Below are 12,108 nucleotides of genomic sequence, written 5' to 3'. Positions count from 1 at the left end.
TTGTGCTCACATCAGAGTGAGACAATGACCTTTGGGTAAGGCAAAGAGCGTCCTTAAAGACGCACCTATCATTGCTCACCCATAGTCGGATCATTTACGGTAATCCGGTAGAAACTCGCGGGCCATATCCCCGCTATTATATGAGTGAAAAGGAAAGATTGAATTGATATTGGTTAGTATACCGACAACTCGCACTTTTGTAAAGACTCATTTCCTAACGTTTAATGTTTTTTCGGAATTAATGTTCGTATAATAAAGAAACAGGTGTAAAGTTAATTCACTTCACACCTGTTCAGAAAGTTCTTTTAACAGCTTTCTTTTCTCACTCGTAGATAGGTCCGATGCCTTTATTTCTTTCCTTTTAGAAGAAATGATTGCAAGCTTTTCAATATAAGAATCATCAAATGGCTCAAAGAGTTGATGTGTAAGTTTTTTTGCTAAGAATGGACTTGCTCCTCCCGTTGATACCGCGATGGTCAAACTCCCTCTCTGCTTGAAGGAAACCATCTGCATGTTTCCACTATCCCCATCGTCCACCACAGATATAAGCTGATTTTCCTCAGAATAGATTTTCACCTGTTCGTTTACGGATCGTTTGTTTGTGGCAGCGATGACAATGAACGCATCTTTCACATCAGCCCTGAGTACTTCCCGCTTGATCCATGAAATCCTTTTCTCATAATGGAGTACTTTGATCTGGTCGACGACCTCGGGACTGATGACTGTAATCTTTGCACCCTGCTCTAAAAAAACAGTGAGCTTGCGAAATGCCACTTTCCCCCCACCCACAATGATTACTTGTTTCCCTTTTACATCAATCATTACAGGTAGCATTGTGTTCTCCTTTAACCCAAAGTGATTCATTTACCCTGTCCAGGAATGCTTCCTCCACAAGCCGATCATACCCTAAATAATTCCCCAGAATGATGTGTTCATTATTCGTTCTGCGTATTTCCTTTTCTATTCCCTTCATCAATAATCCGGTGAATAAAAGGTAGGGAATGAAAATGACGTTTTTATCTGAATACCTTACTGCTTCCAATGTTTCGATAAAGCTTGGAGAAGCTGCTGTTAAATAGCATGTTCTCACATCTCCTAACGTGGTTCTCCTATGAACAAGCTCCGCTATGTGATCAAGATCTCTCCTGACATCAGGATCAGAGCTTCCTCTTCCAATTAATACAGCAACGGTAGAGGAATCCATAGATGTCGCTTCCTCTATCTTGTTAATGACACTTTCGACCATTTTATCGTGAACACCAATGGGACGGCCGTAATTCACATGTATATCCGGATAGATATCCCTGCATTTTCGGACTTCATCGGGGATATCCTTTTTGGCATGGACCGCTGTCAGTAGGAGGAGGGGAACGACCGTTATGTGAGTCGCTCCCTTGTCAACACAAACGGCGAATCCTTCCTCTATGGAAGGGGATGCAAGTTCCAGAAAGCTGATTTCCTGAATATCGGTCTTCACGTGTTTCTGGCACCTTTTGATAAAGGAAACCGCCTCTTCACGTGCTTTTTCAACCCGGCTGCCATGACACACGTACAGGACTGCTTGTTTCATCTATAAAGCCTCGCTCATGATCATTTTCTGTTCAAACCATTGAATTTTCTCACGATACCGAACTACTTCACCTACAATGATCATGCTTGGATTTTCAATTTTTTCCTCTTTCACGATATCAACAATGGTTTCAAGTGTCCCAGTGACGGTTTTTTGCACTTCTGTCGTTCCCCAGTGAACGAGTGCCACAGGGGTATGTTTGGACTTGCCATATTGTATTAGCTTTTCTTTGATATATGGAAGGTTGCTGACTCCCATATAGATAGCCAGGGTATCGATTCCTTTCGATAAGCTCTCCCATTTCTCCTCTTCAAGCTGATTGTTTTGCTTATGACCTGTTACAAAAGCCACGCTTGAACTTGCATCACGGTGAGTGACCGGGATTCCGGCGTAAGCGGCGGCCGCGATCCCTGATGTGATACCCGGAATGATTTCAAAAGGAATCCCTTTTTTCGCACAGGCTTCCGCTTCTTCACCACCCCTTCCGAATACAAAGGGATCTCCCCCTTTTAATCTGACCACCACTTTTCCGCTTGCAGCGTATCGTACAAGAAAATGATTGATCGTATCCTGTTTCATCGTATGGTAGTTTGGCAGTTTCCCGCAGTAGATTAAGTCTGCCCCTTTCTTCGCATAGGAGAGAAGTTCCTTATTCACCAGGCGGTCATAAAGAATGACGTCTGCTTTTTGTATGGATTTCAACGCTTTTACCGTAATCAGTTCCGGATCCCCGGGTCCCGCTCCGACTAAATATACCTTTCCCATTGTGTCCCTCCTCAGGATTTAATGATTGTTTCCTGTTCGTGCAGGACAAACCCTGCACCATTTCCCCGGATTCTCTTTTTTTCATAAAGTGAGATATCCTCGACATCCGGCTTTTTCAAAAAATATTTCTCAAGTTCGACCTCAACCAGGTCGAACGCTTTCTCATCCGTGTCAGCTGCTACGACGACAATCGTAACAAAGTCCCGGGCAGTAACTTCAAATCGATACAAGTTCATCTATCATTACCTCCCTATGCTTCCTGTAGCAGTTGATCCAATGATTCCTGGAGGGGAGCGGTACCGACACGGTTGATATAGTCAAAGAACGTCTCTCCCTGTTCCTTTGTTTGTTTGAAATGAATCAATAATTGCTTGACTACCTCGGATAAATTGGAAGCTTCCACTTTCCCCTTTAGCTTTTCATTCAATTTCCCGCCATCCTGGAGGGTGCCCCCTACATAGATTTCAAAGGCTTCAATCATTTTCTTATCTTTCGTTCTCATTTTGATACCCTGCAGACCAATGTCTGCAATCTGTCGCTGCCCGCATGAATTCGGGCAACCGACCATATGGATTCTGACAGGGACGTCCAACGTCAATTCCCGGTCCAATTCATTTGCGATCTGTCTCATCCGCTCCTTTGTCTCCACCAAAGCAAGATTGCAATATTCGATCCCTGTGCATGATACAGAGTACCCGATGAAGGATAATGGGCTTGTTGAAATCCGGTCAAAGATATTTTCGGAGAGTAGGGCATCTACATGCTCATCCGGAATATTGGGAATGATGAGATTCTGAGAATTACAGTTTCTGAGTTCACCATTTCCATATTTCTTGGAAATCCTCGCCAGCTCAAATACTTCATCTGAATTCAGTCTGCCTACCGGAACATTCAGTCCAATATAATTAAGCCCTTCCTGCTTTTGCGGGTGAACCCCGTAGAAATATCCTGCATTCCAGCCTTTAACAGCATTGGTTCCGGCGGGAAGAAGCTCCACATATTCAAGCAGTTTTTCTTTGAACTTCTCAGGTCCCCAGTCAGCCATTAAGAATTTCAAACGGGCTAAATGACGTTTCTCCCGATATCCGTAGTCACGGAAAATGGTCGTAAGTGCAACCGTTACGTCTTTCACTTGATGTGGAAGAACGAATACGTCCAATTCTTGTGCCAGTAGAGGTCTAGAAGACAACCCGCCTCCAACCTTAAGGTGAAAACCGTTTTCCTCTTTCCCGTTTATCCGCTTTTTCGCCGGAAGGAACGAAACACAGTTGATTTCAGCATTGGCTGCATTGTTGACGTTCGCTGAAATCGCAACTTTATACTTTCTCGGTAAATTGGAGAAATCTTCGTTATGCTGGAAAAAGTCATAGACTTCTTTCACCACAGCCCTTGTATCAAAGAGTTCATCGGGGTCGATTCCTGCCAGAGGATTACCGACGATGTTACGTGTAATATCCCCACATGCACCTGCAGAGGACAATCCGACTTTTTCCAGACGTTTGAAGATATCCGGAATTTGTTCAATCTTCAACCAGTGGAACTGGATGGCCTGACGGGTCGTGATATCATAGACGTCCCTGCCGTATTCTTTACAAATGGCGGCAAGTTCCCTTGCCTGATCATAGCTCAGAATGCCCGATGGGACATTCACCCTCATCATGAAATATCCGTCTTCTTTGGGTCTTTGCAAGTAAAGACCCGCCCATTTGAACTTATCCCACTCTTCTTTCGGGATGGAGGAGAAGCCGTTTTGGGCATAATGGGGGATATCTTTGAAAATGGCCAATCCATCCTTCTCAAGCTTCCATTTTTCCGTTTTATTGAGTTTCTCATTTGACTCCCAGAATTTTGTATAAGCCATGATTTCCTCTCCTTAAATAAGTTGTTTTTGTTTTAATTCAAGCAGTAGTGACTCCACACATTCTTCTATGGAATGCTTTTCTGTATCGAGGATGATTTCCGGATTTTCCGGTTCTTCGTATGGTGCACTGATTCCCGTGAATTGGGTGATTTCCTGGTTACGGGCTTTTTTGTACAAACCTTTGGGATCGCGCTTTTCACATTCCTCTAAAGAACATTTCACGAACACTTCCAGAAATTCTTCCGGTCTGACTAATTTACGTACGAGATTCCGATCTTCCCTGTAAGGCGAAATAAAGGCAGTGAGGACGATTTGGCCGCTATCGACAAAAAGTTTGGACACTTCCCCGATCCGCCTGATATTTTCTTTTCGATCTTCTTCATTGAATCCCAAGTCGTTATTCAGTCCGTGACGGATATTGTCCCCATCAAGGACATATACCTGCTTCCCCTGTTGAAAAAGGGAAGAGGCCACTCTATTGGCTACAGTCGATTTACCTGATGCAGATAATCCCGTGAACCAGAGGATGAAACTTTGATGACCGTTATGTGTCCGTCGCTCCTGTTTCGTTACCTCTGCTTCATGCCAGACGATGTTTTGTTTTTCACTCAACTTATGCTCCTCCTCTTGACGGCTGTTTTGATTCTTCTTTCAGCCCATTGATTAATACTTCAATCACTTCTGGTCGACTGAAGGTGGATGGAGGGACTTCCCCGCTCCGAAGCATCTCCCTGACTTTCGTTCCTGAAAGTATGACATGATTTTCTTTTTCATGCGGGCACGTCTTTGTGGTCGCCATCCCTTCACACCGATTACAATAAAAGCTATGTTCGAAGCGAAGAGGGATAATCCCGATTTCTTCTTCCGTGAACTGATCAAAGATTTTCTGTGCATCATAGGTTCCATAATAATCACCGACCCCTGCATGATCTCGCCCGACGATAAAATGGGTACAGCCATAGTTTTTTCGTACTAATGCATGAAAGATGGCTTCCCTGGGTCCTGCATATCTCATGGCAGCAGGAAAGACTCCAAGGAACACACGGTCTTTCGGATAATAGTTCTTTAATAAGACGTCATAGCTTTTCATACGGATGGCAGCTGAAATATCATCTGCTTTGGTTTCACCCACTAATGGATTCAAAAAGAGGGCATCCACTGTTTCAAGTGCTGTTTTCTGAATATATTCATGTGCCCGGTGGACTGGATTTCTAGTCTGGAAACCGACAATCGTCTTCCATCCTCTATTCTTGAACCTTGTTCGCGTCTCACTTGGATCAAACGTAAATTCATTGAATGCTTTTGGGAATCTCTTAAGGAGGGTAATCCTGCCCCCTACATACACCTCTCCCCGCTGGAATAATTTTTTCACACCCGGATGATCCGAATCGGTCGTTCCGTAAACAAGAAGGGCTTCTTTTTGTTTGTCAGGTGTATAAATATCATCTATTTCAATGAGGCCATATGTTACACCTTTATAAACGAGCCTGCTCGTTATCCCTTTCCTCAAGAAACCAGCCTGATCTTTCTCAACAGGCAGGGTGATGGGAATGCTCCAAACACTTCCATTCTTCAACCGCAATGATTCAACGACGTTATGATAATCCGTCTCTGTCAAAAATCCGTCGATTGGACTGTAAGCCCCTATAGCAATGAGCTCTAAATCACTTAACGCGATATCGTCCAATGGGATTTCCTGTTGAATGCTTTCATACGATGTTTGCGGTAAATAAGATTGAACCAATCTTCCTCCGTGCGGCTGTAAACTCATTTCATATATCCTCCTTGACATATTGTTTTAATCGGATTTAAGACTATATTCCTCCTCCATCCTCGTGGACAGACCTTCTTTCTTCATTGATGACCCGCATAAGTGACAGGGCTCCCACCGTGGCAATGATGACGCTTATAGGGACGACAATCGAATACAGATCGCTATCGACCAGGAGTTTAACCAAAAAGTACGAAATACTGAGTGAAATCAAGGGAGAAACCACCCAGATTTTAACTATTTTTTTCACAATCTGTTTTTGCAGCATATGTTTACCGCTTTTAGCTACGCCAATGCCAATGATGGAGGACGACGTCACTTGTGTTAGGGGGATCGGCAAACCATAGAGGGAGCTTACCAACACAAGAAGAGCTCCTGTAGAGGAAATAAGGATTCCTTCTGCTTTTGAATATTGGGTGATTTTCTTTCCATTTGTTTCAACGACCCTTTTCCCCAGTAAAACAGCTCCAAGGGCTACAAATAAACCACCCAGCCAAATCCCCCTAGAAGGTGAGAGCAAGCCGGCGCCAACCAATGGACCGACGGCATTTGCTACATTATTCATCCCCGCTGAGAAAGCTTCAAAGAACCCGGCGATGATCAACAGATATGCAAGCCACCTTTTTTCAAAATGGTATCCACGCTTTTCCAGTCGTACTAAGCCTGAGCCGACGACCCATGTTATAAAAAAGGCAATGATCGGAACTATGACCCAGAATGACATGATGGTCATAAGTGACTTCACGTAAAGAACCTGGTAAGCCACCCCGACTCCCACTACCGCGCCTACCGTTACTTCACTTGTAGAAAGCGGGATTCCGATTATATTCGCAAGGAACAATGAGATCGTCGCAGATAACAAAATGATGATGACGATTTGATTTGACAATAGATGTGTTGGAATGATTCCTGAACTGATCGTTTTTACTACCTCTCCTCCACCAAGGACCGCCCCGCTCAGGACACCAGCGGCACAAATCCATAATGCCGTCCTGATATTTTTTATCGCTCCCGCACCATAAGCAACTCCCATTGATGCTGCCGCTCCGCTGGCACCAATGTTCATGGCGAAGAACAAACTGATGAGAATGGCCGTGACTTCAAGCAAAGATCGTCACCTTTTCTAATGGAGGCCGCATTCTGTCTTCCCTTTTCCTTTCCATCTTCCGGAGCGGAGATCATTTACATCAATGGCCGGTGTGGTGCAATGAAAGCAGCCTATACTTGGATACCCCTGATCGTGAAGGGCATTATACGAGAGGTTCTCCTTATGGACATATCGCCATATTTCTTTCCAGGTCCAGTGAATCAACGGACAAATCTTGACGGATTGAAATTTTTCATCTTTATTAATGAATTCAACGTCTCGTCTTGTAGGGGATTGTTCCCTCCTCAATCCAGATATCCAAGCATGCCCCTTTGATAATGTTTCTTTTAAAGGGTCAAGCTTCCGTATTTGGCAGCATTGGTTCGGTTTGGTTTCCCATAATTTATCTCCATATGCCTCTGCCTGCTCCTTTAGGTTCAACTGGGGCTTTTTCATTTGAATGGTCAACCCCGGATAGGTCTGTTTCACTTTCTCAATGATTTCATACGTCTCCTTGAAATGAACCGCTGTATCGAGAAATACAATCGTAGCCTGCGGTTGTACCTTGGATATAAGGTCGATGAGCACAATGCCTTCAATCCCGAAACTGCACGCATATACAACATCTTCACCATAATGATCATATGTCCATTTCAGGACGTTCAGCGCTCCTTTATATACCGGATCCACTTCAAACTCCTCGGGTGGCTGCTTCCAAGTCTGATACGTTAACATAGTACACCCCATTCCCTGATGCTTATCCATAGAAAAAGAGGCGGTAACCAAAGTATAGGAGTTCCCTATACTTGTGCTACGCGCCTCTAGTTTGTCTAGTCAGCTTATTTAATTCGCACTTTCTCATTTCTCTCTAATTGAATGACTTTTCCGTCTTGAACAACAATGGTGATCGAACCATATTTCATGGTCTCAAGCATAGACTGGATCTTCTTTGCCACTTCGTCAAACTTTGCTTGTTGACTGTTTTCTTTTGCCACATGATACCCCCAATTTTCATCTTATCCAGGCCAGAAAAAAACAACTTCCCATTTTGGAAAGTTGTTCAGGTAAGGTTACCTTATCTTCCAAAATGACTTCCCATTTTGCTGGAATTAGCACCTTACTATACGTAGGTTGCTGGGCTTCACAGGGCCAGATCCCTCCACCACTCTGGATAAGAGTTATTAATTTTAATATTCTAAATAATATCACATTCCGCAAAGAAGTCAACCCGAGTTTTTCGATCGGATTTATGTCTTTTGAATCATTTTATGGAAACGTCCAGTCTCTTCATGTTTATTCGACCAACATGGAATTTAAAACAATATTTTAAGTAAGCGCTGTTTCAGTCATCCAGAACATCTTTATCTCTTCAACTATCTATCAGTTCAAAGACGACTTTACCTTCAATCACTTTTCGCTCGACTTGATTGGTTGCGAAGACATTAAAATGGAGCAGGTTATCCTGTCTATCCACCATTTCTGCCCCTAAAGTAATCACATCGTTCAACATGACCATTCCTTTAAAGCGTACAGAGTAATCCTTGATAAATCCTTCGTCATAATGAGGACTGAAAAGTTTTGACACATTTCCCATCGTCCACATGCCATGAGCGATGATTCCTGGCAATCCAAGCTTCAGGGCTTCTTCATCTATGGTATGAATAGGGTTAAAATCCCCGGAAGCCCCGGCATATTTTATCAAGTCGATTCTCGATACTGGATCCAATTCAACCAGAGGAAGTTTAGCTCCTACATGGAGTGATAGTAGTGTTGTCATTTACTCAACCTCTTTCTGACTGCTCCTGTAATAATGATAATTGCTTGAGAGGTGAAGATTCTTTCCCCGTGAATATCTTCACCCACGTCTTCTATGACAAGAAAGCCCATTGTCCCGCCTGTCCCGTTCCGTTCATAATAGTCTTTAATTTCCGTATAACATTGTATGCTTTCCCCAACCATCAATGGTCTTTCAAACCGAAAGGACTGTTCACCGTGAATCAATCCAACGTTGGGTAAATGAAATCCTTCGACTGTACCAAAGTCCAACAATCTGGGAAAAGTGGGAGGGGCGATGTTCCCTCCATATCTCGAACGTTCCCCAGCCTCTTCATCCACATAAATGGGATGGGGATCTCCTATGGCTTCCGCAAACTTCTTCACCGCTCCTCTTTCCACCGAATTCTTAATAGGCGTAGAACGTCTTCCGATGTAAGAATGAAACATGGTCAACACCTCTTTCGCTTCTTTTAGTCTTTCGGCCCACCTGCAACGTATAGAACCTGCCCATTGACGAATGAAGACTTTTCATCCGCAAAAAATGCGACTGCATTCGCTATATCTTCAGGCTGCCCGCTTCTTCCTACCGGGATTCCTTGAAGACTTGCTTCTACCAGTTGCTCGAATGTGATCCCGATTCGTTTCGCCGTCTCTTTCGTCATTTCGGTTTCAATGAATCCCGGGGCTACCGCATTGGTTGTGATTCCAAATGGTCCGAGCTCAATGGCAAGGGTTTTCGTAAGCCCTTGAAGACCGGCTTTTGCTGTAGCATAATTGGCCTGTCCCCGGTTCCCAAGTGCAGAGGTGGACGAGATATTGATGATACGTCCATACTTTTGTTTCACCATATACTTCTGCGCTGCCTTCGCTACATTAAATGAACCCTTCAAATGAACATCCATGACCGTCTGCCAATCAGTGCCTGTCATTTTGAATAATAGATTATCCCTGATGACTCCTGCATTATTCACGATAATATCAAGGGAGCCAAAGGATTCGTACACTTCCTTCATCGCACTTTCGACTTCCTCTGATTCTACGACATTGGCCACTTTAGTATAAAATTCATACTGCTTAAATTCCTCTCTTGCTTCGTTCAACGCCTCTTCATTTACATCGATGATGGCCACCTTTGCTCCTTCTTCAGCCAGAAGTCCCGCGATCGCTCTCCCGATCCCTCTACTGCCACCTGTCACCAATGCCACTTTCCCTCTGAATCTATCTCTCATTCCTTTTTCCCCCTTATTAAATTATATAAATTGTCCCAGTTTCACATGCCCCTTCAGTAGATTCCTTGAGATGATCAGCTTTTGGATTTCATCGGTTCCATCATAAATCCGCCATAACCTGGCTTCCCGATACCAGCGTTCGATGGGAAGCTCTCTTGTGTAGCCCATCCCACCGTGAATCTGCAGGACACGGTCGACCACACGATTTCCCATATTTGAACCATAGAGCTTTGCGATTGATGCTACATGGCGATTGTCTTCTCCTTGATCGAGTGTGTAGGCTGCGTTTAACACGAGCCAGCGGGCCGCTTCGATCTCCACTGCGGAATCCGCAATCTGCCATTGAATCGCCTGTCGGTCCGCGATAGGTTTTCCAAAGGTCTCCCTTTCTTTCGAATAGTCGATGGCCATTTGAAGAAGGCGTTCTGCTGCCCCGACCGCCTGGGCGCCTACAATCCAACGGGCAAAGCCGATCCACTCCAACCCAAGATCATAGCCGCCATCGATTTCACCCAGGATATTCTCTTCAGGGACCCTTACATCCTCGAAAATCAGGCTTGCCGGCCCCCATTCACCCATCGTATGAATATACTCGGATTTCCATCCCATGCTTCGATCGGCAATGAAGCATGTGACGCCATCTCTCCCGGTACGACGGTGTTTTTCTTTATCCGTCACGGCCATGACCATGACAAAATCTGCTTCATTTCCACCGGTTATGAACGTTTTCTCACCATTTAAGATCCATTCGTTTCCGTCTTTCACGGCTGTAGTCCGGATATTACGGGTATCAGATCCCGCTCCGGGTTCCGTCATGGCAAAACACGATTTCTTGTCTCCATTAATGGTGGGGATCAAATAGTTTCTCTTCTGTTCTTCATTGGCGTAATAGAGTATGTTGTCCGCATAACCGCCAAAGGAGAAAGGAACAAAGGTCTTGGAGATTTCCATATAGACGATCGCCATCATCATTTGACCAAGATCCGCCCCTCCGTATTCCTCAGGAGTGTTGATGCCCCAGAATCCGGCATCTCTCGCCTTCAATTGCAGCTCTTTCCTTTTTTCCGGAGAGAGGCTGGGCTTTCCTTCCCTTTCATTTCGAAGCACTTCATTTTCTAAAGGAATCAATTCTTTCTCTACAAATCGACGGATGGTCTTCTGGATCATCCGTTGTTCATCTGATAAACGTAAATTCATCTCGCTTCCCCCTCCTATAATGGTCCAGATTTACGGAACATAGGGACCGACTACTAATTTAAATACGATCTTCTAATATCCTGTAAAAGAAGGAGTCCTCTTTTCTTTGAAGGCTGATACTCCTTCTGCATGATCTTCCGTTGAAATCATTAAAGTTTGAGTGATTCTTTCCTGTTCCAGTATTTCATCCAGGGTCGTGGTGAATGAACGATCAATCATTTTCTTCATCATTCCGTAGGCTTTGCTTGGTCCCGAAGCTAATGTAGACGCCAGCTCATTTGTCTTCTCCTCTAAACTATCAGCCGGTACCAGTCTATTAATCACCCCTAATTCATACATCCTCCGGGCAGACACAGGTTCTCCCGTAAAAAAGAACTCTTTCGCAAGATGAGGCCCGATCAACCGTGGGAGAAAATATGAACCTCCTCCATCCGAAATGAGCCCTACTTTAGAAAAGCTCAGTGCAAATTGACTACTTTCAGATGCAATGATTAAATCACAGGCCAATGCTAAATTAAATCCGGCACCTGCGGCAAAACCATGGACGGCGGCAATGACCGGCTTTTCTATTGTCTTTATGGCTTTTATACATGAATTCAGTATTCCGATATGTTCATAGACTTGGGCTGATGTCGCACTTCCCATCGTCTTCACGTCACCGCCTGCTGAGAATGACCTTCCCGCTCCGCGGATCACGATCGCCCTGATCTCCTGATTCCCTCCCGCCTCTTCTAGCGCTTCAATCAATCCAGTGAGCATGCTCTCATCAAATGAGTTTAAGCTGTCTGGTCGATTTAAGGTTACCGTCAACACCCGGTCATTCTTTTCGACTAATAGTGATTGCATCGTATT

Annotated in this window: 15 protein-coding genes and 2 riboswitches; all 15 genes read right to left on the bottom strand. The window is 44.3% G+C overall.

Translation table 11 applies throughout. The features are described 5' to 3' along the window. Positions 1 to 62: 62 nt before the first annotated feature. Positions 63 to 164: riboswitch (purine riboswitch) on the bottom strand. Between the two features lie 118 nt (positions 165 to 282). Next, the gene (locus tag AM506_RS08250; RefSeq protein ID WP_060672018.1) at positions 283 to 834 is read right to left on the bottom strand and encodes a precorrin-2 dehydrogenase/sirohydrochlorin ferrochelatase family protein; all 552 of its coding nucleotides are present in this window, start codon (positions 832 to 834) and stop codon (positions 283 to 285) included. Further along, entirely contained in the window at positions 815 to 1,570 is a 756-nt protein-coding gene (locus tag AM506_RS08245) for a sirohydrochlorin chelatase (RefSeq protein ID WP_060672017.1), read from the bottom strand. The genes AM506_RS08250 and AM506_RS08245 overlap by 20 nt, the downstream gene beginning before the upstream one ends. Then, positions 1,571 to 2,335, bottom strand: a complete 765-nt coding sequence (gene cobA, locus AM506_RS08240; RefSeq protein WP_060672016.1) for a uroporphyrinogen-III C-methyltransferase — start codon at positions 2,333 to 2,335, stop codon at positions 1,571 to 1,573. 11 nt (positions 2,336 to 2,346) lie between these two features. Then, positions 2,347 to 2,571: a DUF3906 family protein gene (locus AM506_RS08235; RefSeq protein ID WP_060672015.1), complete on the bottom strand. Its 225-nt coding sequence runs from the start codon at positions 2,569 to 2,571 to the stop codon at positions 2,347 to 2,349. A 14-nt stretch (positions 2,572 to 2,585) separates the two neighbouring features. After that, on the bottom strand, positions 2,586 to 4,196 hold the full coding sequence (locus AM506_RS08230; protein ID WP_060672014.1) for a nitrite/sulfite reductase: 1,611 nt from the start codon (positions 4,194 to 4,196) through the stop codon (positions 2,586 to 2,588). A gap of 12 nt (positions 4,197 to 4,208) precedes the next feature. After that, positions 4,209 to 4,808 carry an adenylyl-sulfate kinase gene (cysC, locus tag AM506_RS08225; protein ID WP_060672013.1) on the bottom strand — a complete coding sequence of 200 codons (600 nt, stop codon included), beginning with the start codon at positions 4,806 to 4,808 and terminating at the stop codon, positions 4,209 to 4,211. 1 nt (position 4,809) lies between these two features. Then, positions 4,810 to 5,967: a sulfate adenylyltransferase gene (gene sat, locus AM506_RS08220; RefSeq protein WP_060672012.1), complete on the bottom strand. Its 1,158-nt coding sequence runs from the start codon at positions 5,965 to 5,967 to the stop codon at positions 4,810 to 4,812. A gap of 43 nt (positions 5,968 to 6,010) precedes the next feature. Then, on the bottom strand, positions 6,011 to 7,033 hold the full coding sequence (locus tag AM506_RS08215) for an inorganic phosphate transporter (protein WP_060672163.1): 1,023 nt from the start codon (positions 7,031 to 7,033) through the stop codon (positions 6,011 to 6,013). 57 nt (positions 7,034 to 7,090) lie between these two features. Next, complete coding sequence (locus tag AM506_RS08210) at positions 7,091 to 7,789, bottom strand: phosphoadenylyl-sulfate reductase (RefSeq protein ID WP_060672011.1); 699 nt, start codon at positions 7,787 to 7,789, stop codon at positions 7,091 to 7,093. Positions 7,790 to 7,893: 104 nt separating this feature from the next. Further along, positions 7,894 to 8,049 (bottom strand): YezD family protein, encoded by a 156-nt coding sequence (locus AM506_RS23305; protein ID WP_268788383.1) that lies wholly within the window; start codon positions 8,047 to 8,049, stop codon positions 7,894 to 7,896. Between the two features lie 77 nt (positions 8,050 to 8,126). Further along, positions 8,127 to 8,232: riboswitch (SAM riboswitch) on the bottom strand. 191 nt (positions 8,233 to 8,423) lie between these two features. Beyond that, positions 8,424 to 8,831: a MaoC/PaaZ C-terminal domain-containing protein gene (locus AM506_RS08205; protein ID WP_060672010.1), complete on the bottom strand. Its 408-nt coding sequence runs from the start codon at positions 8,829 to 8,831 to the stop codon at positions 8,424 to 8,426. After that, positions 8,828 to 9,277 carry a MaoC family dehydratase N-terminal domain-containing protein gene (locus AM506_RS08200; protein WP_060672009.1) on the bottom strand — a complete coding sequence of 150 codons (450 nt, stop codon included), beginning with the start codon at positions 9,275 to 9,277 and terminating at the stop codon, positions 8,828 to 8,830. The genes AM506_RS08205 and AM506_RS08200 overlap by 4 nt, the downstream gene beginning before the upstream one ends. A 23-nt stretch (positions 9,278 to 9,300) precedes the next feature. Then, positions 9,301 to 10,059: a 3-oxoacyl-ACP reductase FabG gene (gene fabG, locus AM506_RS08195; RefSeq protein ID WP_060672008.1), complete on the bottom strand. Its 759-nt coding sequence runs from the start codon at positions 10,057 to 10,059 to the stop codon at positions 9,301 to 9,303. 21 nt (positions 10,060 to 10,080) lie between these two features. Further along, on the bottom strand, positions 10,081 to 11,256 hold the full coding sequence (locus AM506_RS08190; protein WP_060672007.1) for an acyl-CoA dehydrogenase family protein: 1,176 nt from the start codon (positions 11,254 to 11,256) through the stop codon (positions 10,081 to 10,083). Between the two features lie 72 nt (positions 11,257 to 11,328). Continuing rightward, positions 11,329 to 12,102 carry an enoyl-CoA hydratase/isomerase family protein gene (locus tag AM506_RS08185; RefSeq protein ID WP_440480347.1) on the bottom strand — a complete coding sequence of 258 codons (774 nt, stop codon included), beginning with the start codon at positions 12,100 to 12,102 and terminating at the stop codon, positions 11,329 to 11,331. Positions 12,103 to 12,108 lie beyond the last annotated feature (6 nt).

It is taken from the genome of Rossellomorea vietnamensis (assembly GCF_001305855.1).
GTDB classification, from domain to species: domain Bacteria; phylum Bacillota; class Bacilli; order Bacillales; family Bacillaceae_B; genus Rossellomorea; species Rossellomorea vietnamensis_A.
The sequence above is the reverse complement of the archived record's forward strand: the minus strand, read 5'-3'. Positions and strand labels throughout refer to the sequence as shown.